The sequence below is a fragment of the Microcoleus sp. D2_18a_D3 genome, assembly GCF_036702455.1.
Lineage (GTDB): Bacteria > Cyanobacteriota > Cyanobacteriia > Cyanobacteriales > Microcoleaceae > Microcoleus.
Genome location: NZ_JAUBTK010000039.1, coordinates 1 through 18,440, shown reverse-complemented (window position 1 = coordinate 18,440; position 18,440 = coordinate 1). Strand labels below are relative to the sequence as shown.

The 18,440-nt window shown below is 45.1% G+C and carries 9 protein-coding genes; 2 read left to right on the top strand and 7 right to left on the bottom strand.

The genetic code is table 11. From position 1 onward, the window contains the following. Positions 1–103: 103 nt before the first annotated feature. Complete coding sequence (locus QUB06_RS18355; RefSeq protein ID WP_333436495.1) at positions 104–1,834, top strand: NAD(P)H-quinone oxidoreductase subunit 4; 1,731 nt, start codon at positions 104–106, stop codon at positions 1,832–1,834. 67 nt (positions 1,835–1,901) lie between these two features. Here QUB06_RS18355 and QUB06_RS18350 read toward each other — a convergent pair whose 3' ends face one another. The 4 genes from QUB06_RS18350 to QUB06_RS18335 form a co-directional block, all read right to left on the bottom strand. After that, positions 1,902–3,524 carry an NB-ARC domain-containing protein gene (locus QUB06_RS18350; protein WP_333436494.1) on the bottom strand — a complete coding sequence of 541 codons (1,623 nt, stop codon included), beginning with the start codon at positions 3,522–3,524 and terminating at the stop codon, positions 1,902–1,904. Positions 3,525–3,964: 440 nt separating this feature from the next. Continuing rightward, entirely contained in the window at positions 3,965–5,929 is a 1,965-nt protein-coding gene (locus tag QUB06_RS18345; RefSeq protein ID WP_333436493.1) for an ABC transporter ATP-binding protein/permease, read from the bottom strand. 221 nt (positions 5,930–6,150) lie between these two features. After that, entirely contained in the window at positions 6,151–6,990 is an 840-nt protein-coding gene (locus tag QUB06_RS18340) for a DUF1361 domain-containing protein (RefSeq protein ID WP_333436492.1), read from the bottom strand. 260 nt (positions 6,991–7,250) lie between these two features. Further along, positions 7,251–11,900 (bottom strand): PAS domain S-box protein, encoded by a 4,650-nt coding sequence (locus tag QUB06_RS18335; RefSeq protein ID WP_333436491.1) that lies wholly within the window; start codon positions 11,898–11,900, stop codon positions 7,251–7,253. 481 nt (positions 11,901–12,381) lie between these two features. Here QUB06_RS18335 and QUB06_RS18330 point away from each other — a divergent pair, with 481 nt between their 5' ends. Beyond that, a complete protein-coding gene (locus tag QUB06_RS18330; RefSeq protein ID WP_333436490.1) occupies positions 12,382–13,749 on the top strand; it encodes a TldD/PmbA family protein in 1,368 nt (455 codons plus the stop codon). Between the two features lie 257 nt (positions 13,750–14,006). Here QUB06_RS18330 and QUB06_RS18325 read toward each other — a convergent pair whose 3' ends face one another. The 3 genes from QUB06_RS18325 to QUB06_RS18315 all read right to left on the bottom strand — a co-directional run bounded on the left by QUB06_RS18325 (position 14,007) and on the right by QUB06_RS18315 (position 18,379). Continuing rightward, positions 14,007–15,371: an ATP-binding protein gene (locus tag QUB06_RS18325; protein WP_333436489.1), complete on the bottom strand. Its 1,365-nt coding sequence runs from the start codon at positions 15,369–15,371 to the stop codon at positions 14,007–14,009. 86 nt (positions 15,372–15,457) lie between these two features. Next, complete coding sequence (locus tag QUB06_RS18320) at positions 15,458–15,829, bottom strand: response regulator (RefSeq protein WP_333436488.1); 372 nt, start codon at positions 15,827–15,829, stop codon at positions 15,458–15,460. Positions 15,830–15,841: 12 nt separating this feature from the next. Continuing rightward, the gene (locus QUB06_RS18315) at positions 15,842–18,379 is read right to left on the bottom strand and encodes an ATP-binding protein (protein WP_333436487.1); all 2,538 of its coding nucleotides are present in this window, start codon (positions 18,377–18,379) and stop codon (positions 15,842–15,844) included. Between the last annotated feature and the right edge of the window lie 61 nt (positions 18,380–18,440).

The following is an 18,440-nucleotide window of genomic DNA, read 5'->3' as shown; positions in this document are numbered from 1 at the left end:
TGACACGCCCTAGATATAAAAAATATTTATGAATAAATCTTAAGTTTTAATTAACTTTCGTATTATAATTTTGGTAACTTCCAACTAAGTATTTATTCTCACTATGATAGCGGATCAATTTCCTTGGCTGACCGCAATTGTCATCCTACCCCTGGTAGCTGCCCTCGCCATCCCTTTTGTGCCCGATACAGACGGCAAAACCGTGCGCTGGTATGCCCTAGGCGTAGGCATTGCAGATTTTGTATTAATGTGCTGGGTGTTTTGGACTCATTACGATCCCAGCATCTCTACTTTCCAAATCGTCGAACAATATCCCTGGATACCTTCTTTAGGCTTCAACTGGTCTGTTTCCGTTGACGGGCTGTCTGTGCCGTTGGTACTGTTGGCGGGATTGGTGACGACGCTATCAATCTTTGCAGCCTGGGAAGTCGATCGCAAGCCGCGACTCTTCTACTTCCTGATGCTGGTGATGTACTCCGCACAAATAGGAGTCTTCGTCGCCCAAGACATCATGCTGCTGTTCATCGTCTGGGAACTAGAACTAATTCCGGTGTACCTCCTAATCTCGATTTGGGGCGGACAAAACCGTCGCTATGCAGCTACCAAATTCTTGATTTACACCGCAGGCGCTTCCATCTTTATTTTGATAGCTGCCTTAGCAATGGCATTCTACGGCGGAGGCACCCCCACCTTCGACATGGTAGAACTAGGCTTGAAGGACTACCCACTGAGTTTAGAATTACTGCTTTATGCGGGATTGCTGATTGCCTTCGGTGTGAAACTGGCGATTTTCCCCTTCCACACTTGGCTACCTGATGCCCACGGTGAAGCATCTTCTCCCGTATCGATGATTCTGGCCGGCGTATTGCTGAAAATGGGCGGATACGGACTGATTCGCCTGAATTTGGAACTTCTTCCCCAAGCACACGTTTACTTTGCACCGATTATGGCGGTGCTCGGCGTGGTCAATATTATCTACGGCGCGCTGAATTCCTTCGGCCAATCGAACATGAAGCGCCGCTTAGCGAATTCGTCGATTTCTCACATGGGATTCGTGTTGTTGGGTATTGCTTCCTTCACGGATTTGGGAATCAACGGGGCGCTGTTGCAAATGATTTCCCACGGTTTAATCGCCTCAGTATTGTTTTTCCTGGCTGGCGTTACCTACGATCGCACCCATACAATGATCATGGACGAGATGGGCGAGATTGGGAAAGTCATGCCGAAAGTGTTTGCCTTGTTTACCGTAGGTGCGATGGCATCCTTGGCACTCCCCGGAATGAGCGGTTTTGCTAGCGAACTCTCAGTGTTTGTGGGCGTCGCAACTAGCGATATGTACAGCGGTTCTTTCCGCGCGGTGACAGTGTTCCTGGCCGCAGTAGGACTGATTTTGACGCCGATTTATTTGCTCTCGATGCTGCGACAGTTATTTTACAACTGTGGGAGACTAGCGGCTTGCGACCTTGAGGATCTCAATTTGCAGAATCAGAGAAACAATCTGGATGAAGCGGTTTGTTTTGGTAATAGTTGCGTTTTGCCGGGTGATGCACCGTTTATTGATGCTAAACCTCGGGAAGTGGCGATCGCATTTTGCTTTTTGATACCAATTGTCGGCATTGGTTTTTATCCCAACATGGCGATGCAAGTCTACGATGCCAAGACTGTCGCAGTCAACGCAGAAGTCCGCCAATCTTACATCCAAATTGCTCAACAAAATCCTCGGATTTATGCGAATCAACTTTTGGTTCCCAAGATTGCCCAAGCTCAAAAATCGCCTGCTTTGGACAAAATTACAGGGTCTGAATCTGCATCGGTTTTTGGCATTGTCAAATAACTTTATCGAACTCTGTTTGTGTTGAAAATTGGGCGATCGCTTTTGTCAAAGGGCGATCGCTTTTTTGTTAGCCCTGAATTTCGGAAATAATCTGCGCCAGATTCTCCCTAGCATATCCCACCTCAAGAATGGATTTATCCTCCAGATCAGAGGCAACTTTATTCAAGATATTTAGCGGTTCTTCAGAGCCTATTGTTTTCGCAAACAAAACTTGCAGCCGATTTTTTACTAATTCTAAAATAGAGCTAATTGGCTCGCCTTTATTCCCTTTCCTTTTAGCAATGTTGATGCTCAATTTGTGAGTTTTCAACAGCCGTATTCTTTCTATTCCTTGCGTCTTAACCGTCTCCAAAACCTCCGCTCGAATCTGATCGACTAATCGGTCTGCCACATATTGCACGATCAAAGGCTGAAGCATAAAAACAGTTTCCCCGCCCTCACTAATTTTGTCAATCAGTGAGCGACGACCCAGAGAATCGAGATTTTTCAGCAAATCTGAAAGCGATGAATTGACCAACATCTGCGATCGCAAAGTCGCCAGGGAAATCGGGATTTGAGCAATAGCAATCCAGTAGGCAATCTCTTGTTCAGAACTCGACATTCGATCGAACTGCTGCGCGAGCAAATTGCTGATATGTTCTTCAATAAATAAAGCCGTAGCTTCCAAAAGCTTTAAAACATTCCCCTCAAAAAACTCGTTAATTGTTGTCGCTACAATCTTTAATGCTAACAGATTGCCTCCGTACCGGGATAACAAGATTTCCAACTCTTGCTCTTGAGGCGACAAACCTTTTTCTTGGAAAATTTCCCGCGCTATTTCCTCGGAAATAGCAGGTTTTAAAGACCGCACTTTTTCTCCCGCCAGCAAAGCCAGTTCCGTAGGCTCTTCCGAACTAACTAGCAGTAAACAGCTATTGTGATTGACCTCACACAGCCGCACGATTAAATCTCGATATCCTTCGTAGTCTTCCCGGTAGTGCCCCGCTAATTCTTCGGGTCTGAGAACCGCTTCAAAATCGTCTAAAATTACCAGACAGCGGTGTTTCCGCAGATACTCGACCAAGCGCGAAATTTGGCTGTTGAGGTCTAGCGGCACATCGGGTTTTTGTTGATTAGAAAAAAGTTGAATTAAGCTTCCTAGGAAGTCGGATGGTGCGGGTGTCGATCGCAGCGATCGCCAAATCACAAAATCAAACTCATTCTGTACCTGTTTTGCCAACTGCACCGACAGAGTTGTTTTGCCGCTACCAGCCAAACCCAGCAGCGCTACCAGGCGACAATTATCTGATACAATCCACTGCTTTAAAGTAGTTAATTCTTCAGTCCGTCCGTAAAAAACCGAAACATCCGGTGCTTGGCCCCAATCTTCCTGTCGGTGTCCGAGCGCCATCTTCAATAGGGAGCCTTTACCTCGACTAAAATCGCTCGTTCTCTGATCGATGTGGTATGAAAACAGCAACTGATGCCTCAATTCCGAAAGCTTTCCAGGGCCGTTCCCCCCGATCTGAAACTTTTTGTAAACTTCGCCGAGTCTTTTGCGAACGGCGATGTCGCTAATGCCAAGCTTTGTGGCGATCGTCGCTGTAGATTGACCGTCGAGAGCCATAAACAGAGTTTCTAACTCGGCATCTGTGACACCGCGCTGTTTGGCGATCGTTTGCACAAAGTTTTGAGGAATCGGAGTAGTCAAGGTAGGAATCTCGTCTATACTAAAAATCTATCTTCTATTATATTGTGTGAGTTCTCGCGGGCGAGCAATTGAATCGAATCTACCAACGTTCAGCTTGCTTTTTGTTGTTTTGGCAGTTTTAGATATTTATACCCAATTATCGATTGTGATACCAGTTAAAAAAATGCAACTGTAGGCAAGCTCAAAACCAATACACAATCAGTCATTCCCAATTCTTCAATTCTTCTATTCTTTAATTCTTCTATTCTTTAATCTAAGATGGTATGAGGAACGGGGAGTTTAGCGGCATTAATTGTTGCTATTTCCTACCCATAAAACCTATGGTACAGTGGAGGCGCGGCGCTGAATTTATAGCACCAAACCATAAATATCCAACCGCACCACAACCCACAGCGAACCCAAAACCGGGTAAATTCACAATTTTTGAAAGCAGCACTGTATCAGCCAAAAATTGTCGCACTAGCGCGGTATTCTTGGGCCGAAAGCAGCCGCCAACTCCCATCGCCCACAAGTTCCAAAACCTGCTGGTGATATTTCACTAAACTCAATCGGTGGCCGACACTCACAAACGTAGTTTTAGTGGCTTGCAATTGTTCGTATAAATGTTGCTCGTTCTTCAAATCCAAAGCACTTGTCGCCTCATCCAAAATAGTGTATCTCGGTTCCGTCAATAACAATCTAGCAAAACCTAAACGTTGCTGTTCTCCCAGCGACAAAATCTCACCCCAATCTAAATCCGCATCAAAACCGCCCAATCTGTCCGGCAAATCGGCTAAGTTTACTGATGCCAAAACGCGGCGCAATTTTTCCTCATCAACCTCGCTGCTGGTATTGGGATACAAAAGTTGCGATCGCAAACTACCCAAAATCATATAAGGACGCTGCGGCAAAAACAGCATTTCCCCCAATTCCGGCCGCGCCAAACGGCCCGTTCCCGCGTCCCACAAACCCGCAAGTGCCCGCAGCAAAGAACTCTTCCCAGCACCGCTTTGCCCGACAATTAACAGTCCTTCACCGGGCTGCACGGCTACCGACAAATCTCTAATTAAAGTTTTTTGATGCTGCGGAGTATCTAAAGTAACGTGTTCCAGTGTCAATTGCGAACTTATAACTGTATCGATTGTTCTTAAGTCTAGTTTAGCAGCACTTTTTTTATCTCTTAAAGACTCATTAAACGTGGCTAAACGATTAATTCCCGCTGCAAATAAACTCAAGCTTTCAATCCTATATACAACCAAAGAAAAGGCTTCTGAAACCTGACGAAAAGCAAATTCAGCTTGAGTAATATCGCCGTATCTAATCTCACCTGCAAAGTAGATAGAAGCCAGGAATAAAGAGGGAATAATATAAGTTGCATATCTATAGCCAACTCTAAAATATCCCAAATTCCGCTGCCAACCAATTAGTAAATTAAAATTCCTAACTGCTTTTAAAAATCGGTCTTTCACCTGAACAGATTCCTGTGCTTCTCCTCGGTAAAAAGCAATTAATTCTGCATTGTCCCTAATGTGAACCAATCCATAGCGAAAGTCAGCCTCTTTGGAGAGCTGATTGAAGTTCAAAAATATCAACCTTTTGCCAAAAATTACCATGACTGCCGTGCCAAAGACAGCATAAATAATTAGTCCGATCGAAAGACCTTTGGAAATAGACCACAGAATGCCTGTAAAAGAAATAATATCGATCACTGCCCCCAATATCAGCAGCAAAAACTCTAAACTTGTGCTAGTGAAAGATTTGATATCTTCAGCAATCCGCTGGTCGGGATTGTCGATTTCCTTCTGAGAATTGATTTCGTAATAAGCGCGGTTTTGAAAATAACTACCCAGGAAACTATCAGTCATCCACTCTCGCCAGTACAATCCCAGTTTCTCTTGGGTATACCCGTAAATAACAACTATCGGGGTACCGATAATAAAAACTCCAGCATAAACCCACATAAACCGCCAAAAAGTCATCTGATCTTTTTCAGCCAGTGCTGTCGTGAAAAAATTACTAATATAGCTAATAATTACGTTAATTCCGCTAACAGAAAGCGACAAAAATAGCAGCAGAGCTAACATTACCCACTGCTTCCAGCGAGGTATCAACTTGCTTCTGAAAAAGACAAAAGCAGCCATTGGGAGAATTAGCATTAAACCAACGATCGCAATTGTCGGTGAGTAGATAATTCCTTTTATCAAAGTAGCTAAGCCAGCCGCAACCCCGTTAAAAGCCTCTGGAAATAAAACTTGAGTACCCAAACATACAGCGCTGACGAACACAAACATCGCAGCGAAGAGAAATATCAACAACAGCGCCACTAATCCTAAAAAAATTCTGCAGCCTCCCGGCTCTAAAGGATAAAAGTAAGGTTGGGCGATCGCAATAAATCTCTGCAACAACTGACGGTCAAATCGATTCATCTTTGCTGTTTACAAAACTACTTTGACTGTTCTAACATATCAAGTCTTGTGACAAACTGCAGCAGTAATTTATGTCGAAGTTTCCCGAAAAAATTTGTCTCACCCACAGACGGAAACTTGTTTTCCGAGTTAAGTGGTGGAGACCAAAAATTTGGGAGTTTAGTTCAAGCTCTTATATTCATCTGTTGAATCAATTCTTTAATCTCAAATCTCAAATCTCTCTAGCTGGAAGAAGTTGCGCTATCGCCGGCCAAGTCCGACTGCAATTTACTGGGGTAAAATCGTTGGCTAATCCCTAAAATTACTTGTTTCATTAGCCAATACAAAACAGCAATTACTACAAAAGTGACAGCCATTACCAAAACCGGACGCTTGCCTATCAAATCGTTCATTACACTGTTAACCAGCGCATCGGGGTTAGTAAGAATGTCCCAAGTGTTGAAGCGGATAAATCGCCCTAAATAAATGCCGATCGCCGAAAGTGCGTGTATAGTTATCTCCGTTACCAGGATAAATCTACTCAAACCCTGTTGCTTCAAATAGTAACCCAAATTCATCACCGACAGCACGTAAGCCCCAAACCCGATCAGCATAAACGCGAGATATTGGGGAATCAAAGCCAGAGTCACAGTCCACACCGAGTTCCCCTCTTTAATCTGGCGGATCAGGTGAATGATATCAGTTAAAACGTAGGGCGCATTGGGTAAAAATGCGATAAACCAGAAAAAACCGCCCCACCACCGGAGAGAGCGAACTCCGCGCTGCCGCAGTACCCAGATGTCTACAGCCATCAGTGCCAGCGTAATCGCGATCGCCCCCAAAACGTAAGTTTTGCCCACATCTTGCACTATGTGCCTGAGATAGGCAAAAACAGGGCGCGTACTGGACAAAAAAGTAGCGCCCAAGAGAAAGCCCGTACCCCACAGCAGCCAGCGCGATCGAGGTTTGCGGAACAGCCAAAAACTCAGGCCCAGCGGCACTAAAGCCAAAAACAAATTCCAAGACATCCAGCGGACATTGTGTCCCATTGCTTGCAGGGCTTCCAGGATTAATCCCATCATGTCAATTTTTATACAATTAAAGGTTTGATGCAGCACCGCTTCGTTAGCAGCTTCCGTCTATTTTAGTCTTTAAATTGTAGGGTGAGTCAGCTTATGGCCCCTGGCTGCGCGCCTGAAAATCAAGAACTGCTGGCGCATACTACCACTGTGGAGTCAATCTAAAATCTCAAATCGACTGACGCCCCCTACCACTGCGGAGTCTATCTAAAATCTCAAATCTCAAATCTAAAATCTCAAATCGACTGACGCCCCTACTATTTCTACACTTTGTCGATCGGAATCTCAATCTTAAAAGTTGTTCCGCATCCTATGGACGAAATACAGTCAATCTTGCCCTTGTGCTTTTCCACCACAATCGAGTGCGCGATAGACATTCCCAACCCCGTACCTTTCCCCACAGCTTTTGTAGTAAAAAACGGGTTAAAAATGCGATCGACTATCCCCTCGGGAATGCCCGTACCATTGTCCGAAATTTCTACCCTCACAGTCTTCTGGGGGGTTACAGCAGTGGAAATAGTAATGTGGCCACTCTTTGTATCTGCTTCCCGAACGGATAACTTTTGATATCGTTCTTCAATAGCATCAATTGCATTAGCAATAATATTCATAAACACCTGATTCAGTTGGCTAGCATAGCACTCCACCAGTGGCAGTTTTCCAAACTCCTTAATTACTTCAATTTCCGGGCGACTGTCCCGACTCTTCAAGCGGTGCTGCAAAATTAACAAAGTGCTTTCAATTCCCTCGTGAATATCGACCGGCTTCATTGCGGATTCGTCCAGTCGCGAGAAATTTCTGAGGGACAACACAATTTGCCGGATGCGCTCGGTTCCTACCTGCATTGAACCCACAAGTTTTATTAAATCCTCAGCCATGAAATCTAAATCAATCTCTTGAATGCGATCCACAATTATTGAATTAGGTTCGGGATACTCATCTGCGTAAAGACTCACCAGATCGAGCAACTGTTTTGTATACTGGTTGAGATAATCAATATTAGCGTAAATGAAGTTAACTGGATTATTAATCTCGTGAGCAATTCCAGCAACTAATTGCCCCAAAGAAGACATTTTTTCAGTTTGGATGAGCTGAGTTTGAGTAGATCGCAATTCCAGCAGCGCGGACTCTAAAGCTCGAGCTTTTTCTCTTTCTCGCGCCTCGCTTTGTCGCAGTGCTTCCTCTGCTTGCTTGCGAGTCGTAATATCCTGGCAAAATCCAATTATTACCTTAGCCTGACCGTCAGGATTCCTGCTAAAAATAGTATCCCGACTTTGCAGCCACAAAAATTGACCATTTGCGGCCCGCATTCGGTAGTCAATTTCCCAAATTTCGCCATCTTCAACTCCTAAAAAGCTCGCGTGATGTTTGACAATTTTCGGCAAATCTTCGGGGTGTATTAACTGAGGCATGACTGACGAATCCATCGCTGTAATGTCATCGCGGGTATAGCCCAAAAGCCCTAGCAGTGAACTATTAGCGTAGATATTTCGCTGTTCTTCCAAGTCGTAGAGATACAAAATACCGGGAGTAGCATCGGCTACTTTTTGAATAAACTGCTGGCTTTCTTGCAAAGCTAATTCAGCTTGTTTGCGATCTGTAACATCAACGGCGATGCCGTCCCAAAGAATATCGCCGTTGTCCTTAGCTTCAGGACGCGAATTTATCTGAAACCAACGAATGTTGCCGGAAGGCAGCACCATCCGTCCTTCCCACTGCCCAGGTTGCAAACTCTGGGCAGAAATAGCAACAGATTCGTCATGATTTTGGCGGTCTTCGGGATGAATTAAATCTGTTACCAAAGCCGCATTTTTCAGAACATCTTCTGGTTCTACCTCTAAAAGTTCTCGGCAAGCACCACTTATGTAAGGAAAACTGAAAGAGCCATCGGGACACAACAAAAATTGATAAATGATTCCCGGCACATTAGCAGACAGCTTTTGGAATCTTGCCTCGGTTTCTCGCAGTGCTTCCTCTGCTTGTTTGCGCTCCGTAATGTCAGTAATTGAACCAACCATGCGGACTGCTTTTCCAGATGCGTCCCACAAAGCTTGTCCCCGACTCAATATCCATTTGTAAGCGCTGTTGTAGCACCACAAGCGGTATTCGGTGATGTAATGCGGCGTTTTTCTCTCCAAGTGTTCTTGAAGAAGTTGCTGAGCAATCGCTAAATCATCGGGATGTAAACTCGTATTCCATGTCTTATTGTAATCGCTAATGTCACTATCTTCGTAACCAGTGATTTCCTTAAAGCGATCGGACACAAAAAGTTTCCCTGTTTGCAAGTTCCAGTCCCAAATGCCGTCATTGTTGCCTTTGAGTGCTAACTGCCAGCGTTCTTCAGTTTGCATCAATTGAGCCGTTCTATCTTTGACTCTATTTTCTAGTTCTTGATTGAGCTGTTTGAGACTTTCTTCTGCCTGGTTACGTTCGATCGCAATTCCTGCTAAATTAATAATCGCTTCTATCAATTGCAGCTCAAAAGTTTGGGGGCTGCGCGGTTGGGAATAATACATTCCAAAAGTTCCCAAGACCTGACCCTGAGATGAGAAAATAGGAGTAGACAAGCAAGCTCTCAGTCCAAAACTCAAGGCTAAATCTCGAAAATTTTTCCACAAAGGATCGCTGGCAATATCTGTAACGATCACCTGTTGGCGGGTAAAGGCAGCAGTGCCGCAGGAACCGACATCCGGGCCGATAGCTATGCCATGAATAGCCGCATTGTAACTGTCGGGCAAACTGGGCGCGGCTCCGTGCAGTAAATGTTTGCCATCTGGAGCTAGAAGCAATATCGAACCGATGACATCTCTAGATTGCTGCTCGATAATTTCAACTAAGGTATTTAAAGTATCGCCCAGAGGAGCGCCCTTAGCAATCATTTCTAAAATTTGTTTTTGACCGGTTAACCAATTTTCAGCTTGCTTGCGCTCTGTAATGTCGCGGGCTACCCACAGAGCAGTTTTTTCTTTCAGTGGCGAAATGGTAGCGGCAAACCACTTTTGTACGCTGGCAATTTCCAGGTTATATTCAAAAGTACAGGTTTGATTTGTAGCGAGGGCGGTGCGAATTTGCTCCAAAAAAAATTCTCCCTTTTCTGGAGCGAATAAATCGTTAATTTTTTTACCGGCAAATTCCGCCGTCTCTTTGTACAATAATTGGGGATTGGTCGGGGCAACTTTCAGGAACCGTCCCTCAATATCGAGCTCAAAAATTACATCGTTCATGGCAGCGAACAAAGCTCGAAGTTCCGCTTCAGAAGCTTGTAGGGCGATTTCAGCTTGTTTGCGATCGCTAATGTCGCGCCCCACTCCTTGACACTCAATCAAGCTGCCCGTACTGTCAAAAATCCCCCGATTCGTCCACTGCTGCCAGCGAGTTTCCCCTGTTTCGAGAACGACGCGGTGTTCACAGGTAACGACGGGGTTTTCTAGGCTTATAGAACTGAAACTGCGGCTGAGAATTTCTTGGTCTTCGGCCGGCATTAAGGGCATAAAAGTATGGCCCTCCAAATCCGATCGCGATTTATTGAAATAGCGGCAGTAGACATCGTTAACAAAAGTCAAAACTCCGCTCGGCAAAAAACGACAAATCAGTTCGGTTTGGTCTTCAATAATTGCCCGATAGCGAGATTCGCTCTCAAGCAGCGCGGCTTCTGCTAAGACGCGATCGCTAATATCCGTCCCGATACAAAGCAGTCCGGTCACATTTCCCTTCGCGTCTAGTAAAGGTTTATTTGTCCACGCTATCCACACCTTTTCTCCATCGCTGCGGATATTTTCATTTTCGTTTTGGAAGTATTTTTCCTGCTGTGCCAAACAGTCTCGAATCTTTGTCGCGAGGTCACTTTCAAATAACTCTGTTTTCGGTATAATTGTGCCGATCGCACTTTTGCCGATGATTTCTGCTTCTGAATACCCGAAAAAAGTTTCAGCAAACTCGTTAAAAAAAGTAATCTTGCCTTCACTGTCTAACTGCACAATCATGCTGTTAGCATTCTCAACGAGTTGCCGGTACTTAACTTCGCTGGAACGCAGTTTCGCACGACCGTACACCCCGCTAAAAACCGCCACCCCAGTCAAAAGTGCCAGCAAGTCGCCTCCAAAGAGCAGCCACCCCCGAAACGGCGAATTCGCAGGCCATCCTCCCGCCGGAATTGCTGCCAACTGCCAGGAACCGTTGGGCAAAGTCACTTCCAGCAGCACGGGATTGTGCTGAAAAATTGACCCGTCACCGAAAAACACAGGCCCGGATGCTCCCTTCCCGTCTTTGCCCCGCAGAGCGTATTGCAGCTTCGCTGAGGAGTCGTTGAGTCCTGCTTCCTCAATCAGGGAATTTTTGTCGATGATCAAACCTGTCAAGCCCCAGTAAACTCCTGTTTCGGGCTCGACGCCGGAGGGTGTGAGAAAAATCGGCGATCGGCTGATGAAAGTCTCGTCCCCCTCCAATAATTTCACGGGCCCGGCAAGCAAAGTTTTTTTGGTGCCGATGACCTCTTTGACCATTTCCCGATGTTCGGGTAGCGCCGTCAAGTCAACCCCGATCGCCGTTTCATTTCCCTCCCGGGGATAAATGTAAGCGACCGTCGTGCCTTTAACTAAAGTGATGGCGCGAATGCCCGGTTGCTGTCCCACCAGAATTCTCGCCGTCGCTGTAAACTCAGCTTCGGTGATGTTTGGGTTGTTGGAAAGGTAAGCCCCCAAACCCCGCATCAAAAACAGGCGAGAATTCAAAGATCCTTCCAGCTTAGAACGGACTGTGCTGAGGCGATCGAGGGTGCTAGCGCGGTTGTAGTGAAAAAACCGCCGCTGTTCCGATCGATCTAAAATGCCAACTCCGACCAAAATTGCTATTGATGCCGAAATAGCTGCTAAATACGGTGAAATTTGGAATTTTTTAACCTTAAAGTATTCCATCTGCCGGGGGTTAAGGTATTTTTTTACGTCTTTAGATAGATTTAGTTTAGTTCGATTTTTTTAAGCAAATCCAAGATTTTCGGCATACCGGGCTTTTCGCAAGCGGGCGCGAGTTTGTGGTGTTCTAGGGCACCCGCCGAACGTGGGCGATCGGCAAGCCTCTCATCATCAATTCTATGGAAAAAGTTTTAAATCTACCATCGACTGACCGAAAGTAATGTGGTCATAAGCCCCCGGATTCATTCCAACGCGCAGGCTCAGGACGGATCAATCTAAAATCTAAAATCTAAAATCTAAAATCTAAAATCTAAAATCTAAAATCTAAAATCGACTGACTCGCCCTAGATCGGGTAGGACGCGCCATGCTCCCGCACCACAGCGGTGGGGCAGCGCGCACCCGAAATACGGGAGTTATTAGCTAAAATAGGGTTAGCAATAATTTTTTTCAGCGCTACGGCTAATCATTCATAGGGGCAATTTGATGCAAGAACAGTTGATGGAAGCGATCGCACCTTACCGCGATCGCGTGGATTATCTGGAAGTTCGCCTCGAACAAAGCGAGTCAACTGCGATTAGTTTTCGCGGCCCTCAGTTAGATGCTGTCAACCGCAGTTTTAGTCTCGCCGGCGGCATCCGCGCCTGTCACAAAGGCGGCTGGAGTTTTGTAACTTTTAACGGTTTAGCTGAGTTAAAAGACCGCATTGAAGAAGCTGTAGTGCAGTCTCGTTTGGTTGGCAGCGAAAAAACTCTACTAGCAGATGTCAGCCCGATTCAAGATTATGTAGCGGTGGAATTGGGCCGCGACCCGCGCTCTATTACTTTAGCCGAAAAGCGGAAATTGCTCGAATCTTACAATCAGTTGCTGTTAGATTATGACCCGCGAATTCAGACGACAATGGCCGGTTACAGCGACAGATTCGGGATTACTTATTTTGTGAATTCTCAAGGTACTTGCATCGCTCAAGAGCGCTTGGACGTGACCGGGCGTTTCGGGGCGATCGCCCGCGGCGAGGGCGGTGTAGTCCGCCAAGGGTTTGAGTCGATTCACTCGCGCTCGGATTACGATGTCTTGACAAATATTGAAGATCGTGTTAAGAGTGCGGCCGTTCGAGCAGTGGGCCAACTAGAGGCTAAATCGGTAAAAGGCGGCCAGTATCCGGTGATTTTAGACCCTTATTTGTCGGGGGTTTTTATTCACGAAGCTTTCGGGCATTTGTCGGAAGCAGACGGCATTTACGAAAACCCGAAAATGCAGGAATTGCTGACTTTGGGCAAGCCTGTGGCGATCGAACAATTGAATGTAATTGACGACGCAACTGTGCCGGGATTGCCGGGAACTTTGAAATACGACGATGAAGGCGTGCCCGCTCAGTGCAAGCATTTAATTAAAAATGGAGTTTTAGCGGCTCGGATGCACAATCGCGAAACTGCGGGCAAAATGGGCGAAAGTCCGACGGGAAATGCCCGGGCTCTGAGCGCTACTTTTATGCCTTTGGTGCGGATGACTAATACTGCGATCGAATCTGGCGAACATTCTTTTGACGAAATGGTTGCCGACATTGACGAAGGAGTGTATGCAGTGCGGATGTTGGGAGGACAAACCAACGGCGAAATGTTTACCTTTGCGGCGGCTCAAGGGTTTATGATTCGCGACGGTAAATTGGCTGAACCTGTGAGCGATGTCACTTTAAGCGGCAATGTATTTCAGACTTTAAAGGATATTGAGTCTATAGGAAACGACTCGGTTTATGCCTACGGCGGTTGCGGTAAAGGCGGCCAGAGCGGTTTGCCGGTAAGTGTCGGCGGCCCCCATTTGCGGATTAAAAATGTCGTCGTCGGAGGAAGATAATCCTTAGTCATTAGTCATTAATTATTAGTTCAAAACTTACGCAACTGGCAAAGGGTGAAGGCGTGCTTGCGCCCTCACCCTCTGCCAGTCCGGGGCACTGACAAGTTGACAAACCACTCAAAATCTACCTACTATTGAGGGCTTCAGCTAGGTCGTTCTGTGTTTGGGAGGCTTCATAAATTACAGAGAAATTGGGGAAGTGCGATCGCGATTAGAGACTTTACCAGACTTTACCCTGATTTTTTGTTTAATTCCCCTTAAGTTTCCTTCCTATCTACCCGATTATTCTGCCTAATGGGAATCTCAATCACAAATTCTGCACCCCGCTCTGTTGGCTGTGATAAACACTTCAAATCTCCGCCGTGCTTCTCCACCACAATCTGATAGCTAATAGATAATCCCAAACCAGTGCCTTGACCCACAGGTTTAGTTGTAAAGAAAGGACTAAATAGATGGGTTCTTACCTCGTTTGTTATCCCCAGCCCATTGTCTTTAACACTGATTCTTACCCAATCGTGATTCAGCATAGAAGTACGAATAGTAATCGTACTTGGGTCGTTTTTAATTTGCTCCGGGCTGCGTTTTTTATCATACTGATTCAAGGCATCAATTGCATTGCTCAGCAAATTCATAAATACCTGATTCAACTGACCGGCATAACATTCTATTTTTGGCAAATCTCCATATTCTTGAATAATTTGAATAGGTGGACCATCAGGCTTAGGCTTGAGCCGACTCTGCAAAATGACTATACTGCTGTCGATGCCATCGTGAATATTAACGGGTTTCATCTCAGCTTCGTCAAGGCGCGAGAAGTTCCGCAACGTCAGCACAATCTGACGGATACGTTCAGCCCCTACTTTCATCGAAGATAGCATTTTAGGCAGATATTCTCTGATAAATTCTAGCTCTATGTTCTTAATTAAAGCTTCGATTTCAGGGTGATTATGAGCATCGTGCTGCTCGTAAAGGTTGATTAAACCCAATAAATGCTGAGTATACTCATTGACATAAGTTAAATTGCCATAGATAAAATTAACTGGATTATTAATTTCGTGGGCAACACCAGCAACTAACTGTCCTAAGCTAGACATTTTCTCAGTCTGAATAAGCTGAGCTTGGGTGCGCTGTAAATTTTGCATTGCGAGTTCTAGTTGGATAGCTTTTTCTCGCTCTCGCACTTCTGATTGCCGCAATTTATCCTCTCTTTCTTGGCGCGAGCGTTCGTTTTCTTTTAGTTCTTGCACGTGCTGCAATGTTTTGTTAATAGTAATTTCTAAATCCTGAAAATCTATAGGCTTAGTCAAAAAATCAAAGGCCCCACCATTCATTGCCTTTCTAATATTTCCCAAGTCGCCATAAGCAGATATAACTACTGTTTTGACCAGAGTAACTAGCTCGTTAAGTTTCGCTAGCAAAGCCATGCCATCCATGACTGGCATATTAATATCTGTGAGTACAATATCTATATCCGGCTCCTCTCGCAACTTTGAAAGCGCTTCTACGCCATTATGTGCAAAAAAAACTTGGTATTCTCCTGCGCGTATCTTTTTTCTAAATTTCTGGGAAATTAAAGATTCTAAATCTGGCTCGTCATCTACAAAAAGTATTTTTGCTGGCATATTAGGCTCTCAGTTGCTAGTAAAAGGAATCAATAATAGAGGAGAATGAAAAAGGTAGTAATTAGCAATTATTTGGTCTTGTGAATTTACTCCAAATTGATTATTTTATTTTTCAGAACATCAAAATTAACAGGTTTAGTAATATAGTCATCAGCTCCATAAGCTATTGCGGTTTGGTAATTTCTCTCATCTCCATAAGCGGTAATCATAAAAACTTTTAGATCGGGAAACTTTTTTTTGAGAATCCTGAGCAGTTCTAGCCCATTCATTCCGGGCATATTAATATCCGATAAAATCAAGACTATAGACGCTTCTTCCTGGTTTTCTAAGTAGGTCAAAGCTGCCTCTGCTGATAGGCAAAAATGAAATTGAATTTGCCCTGCTTTGATTTCTTTCCTAAATTTCTGCTTGAACAGTGACTGAATATCTTCCTCGTCGTCTACAACCATTACTTTCATTTTTTTTCCTCCTTAATTTCGGCTAATTTTTTTGGGCAATATGATTATAAACTCTGTGTAATTTCCTACTTCTGTTTCGACTTTTAGTTCTCCTCGATGTTGCTGGACGATAACATCCTGACTGATAGAAAGACCTAGACCAGTACCTTCCGCTGGTGGCTTTGTAGTAAAAAAGGGATTGAAAATTTTATCGAGTACCTCTGGTTCTATACCTGAGCCATTATCGCGAATGCGGATTTCAATCGCGGAACCAAGATTTCTAGTTCTAACGTCAAGCAGCGGTGAAAATTCTTCTCCGATTTCTTGCTGCTTTTTATAGGCTGCATAGCAAGCATTGCTAATAATGTTAAGAAAAACCCTGCCGATATCTTGTGGCACGACCTCTACTTCGCCAATGTCATTGTCATAGTCGGTTTCTATGGTAATGTTAAAAGCAGCTTCCTTCGCTCGCATCCCGTGATAGGCTAGATTGATATATTCGGCCAATAAACTATTTATATCTGTAGCTTCCCAGTGACCGCTTTGCCCCCTCGAATGCAAAAGCATATTGCCAACGATTTTGTCTGCTCTTTGACCGTGTTGATTGATTTTTTTAAGATTAGCTGTGAGGTCGGTTAATAGCTCGGCAATATCCTCACTGGTTTCAGGATCTAAACGTTCTGCTTGATTTTCAATTTTTTCAGACAGTTCTTCTGTTAATTCAGCAGAAAGTTCTGAGAAATTGTTGACAAAGTTTAAGGGGTTTCTGATTTCGTGGGCAATCCCTGCTGTTAAACTGCCCAGAGAAGCTAGTTTTTCTTGGACAACAATTTGATTTTGCATAGCTCTGAGATTTGCTTCTATCCGCTGGCGCTCTTCAATCTCATTCTGCAATTGCTGCACCGTATGGGTGAGTTCAGATGTACGCTCCTCGACTTTGATTTCTAGTTCCTCATTAGCTTTTTGCAGTGCTTCTTGGGCTTGCTTGCGATCGGTGATATCGCGCACGATCGCCACATATTCTTGCAGATCCTGATTGGAAAGAGAAGCTTCTTGAGAGAATCGGTTTGAGATGGCAACTTCGAGGATGCGCGAGTTTCCATCGGGTAAGTTGAGGGTTTGTTCGCTGCGACTGAGCCACTGCTCTGGCTGAGCCGCTAATCCGGGTAGTAATTTGTTGAGGTGAGACCCAATTAGCCTTGAAATATCTATTCCGAAGACGCTTTCAGCAGCGGGATTAGTCTGACGAATTACACCTTTTTCATCCAGCACTACAATAGCATCTAGGGCAATGGTAAAAAGCTGTTGTGCTCCCTCTCGTGCCTCGTCCATTAAGACAACCTGGGATATGCTCGTCCAACAGGCAACTGCTACCCCGACGAAGGTGATACTCAAGACTAGCACTACCAAAAGATTAGAGGCAAGACTTGAGTTAGCCTCTAAGGGAATACCAAACAACCAGCCGATAGTAACGGCGCTACAAATCAGTAAAATCGCGACTACAACCTGAAACGCCACAAAATCTGGTATCAAGCTCTTGCGCTCTTGCCGATAACGCTGAATCCACCATTCTGGATGAAACGGTGCAAAGGGAATGCGACGGATAGCCGCATCCACTACGAAAATAACCACAGGAAACAGCAACCCAATCAGCACATCTTCCCGACTCCAAGCTAAGCCTCCAACCAGCAACACCACACCATCAAAAATCAAGAAGCCTAATGCCCACCAAGGCCATCGTACCTCTGGAGATCCTCGCCGCAGCCAGAGTCCGAAATAGAGCGACATTAACATTACGATGAAGGCAACACAACCAATGACCAATAGCCGAGTTATATCTATCCAAAGTAAACCGATCAAATTAATTAAAACGCAAAATATCAAGCCCGGTTGCAGAACACCTCGTCGGGAAACGATCGCAAAAACGGGTGCCACATATCCATCAAGAGCGAGTTGGTACAAAATTCGGGGAGAGTTAGAAACCGCAGTGGCGCAAGCTAGAAAACAGCTTGAAGCCAGCAACAGTGTCACGATTAATGAAGCTGATGGGCCCCAAAATGGTACGGCGGCTGCTAATAAATTCTTAAACGAGTCTTCCCCCAGTCCTTCAGCGGTGGCTAAGCGCATTAGTACCCAGGAGTTGGCTAGAAATACTGGCACAATTAGCGCCGCAGCTAAGTTTAGAAACCGCAAAGTTTCACTGGGACGACGGCTGTCGGCGACAAAAGAGGAAGCGGTTTCGCAGGCGCAAGTACCGTAGATCGCGAAGCACGACCACTTAGCCCAGTCCACAAAGGTTAAGGTTGGCCAACTGCTGGGGAAAAGTCCGGGACTCTCTGGAGATAAAGCTAACCACCCCATCCCTTGAATGCCAAACACCAGTAGAAATCCAATTGCTGGGAACACGAAAAATGCGTGCAGTATTCCTAGGGCGCGAGTGCCGCTAAATGCCACAATATAAGCGATCAGTGTGAATCCAACTATGAGAATTGTTCTTGGACAGGGAATCCCCAACGGTTCCAGGTTAGCTTGGATGAGGTCTGTGATGACGATCGGGCGTTGCTGAATCAAGGTATGAATGCCCCAGGAATGGGAATATCGTCAAACTTCAAGTAATGTATTAATAACTTAA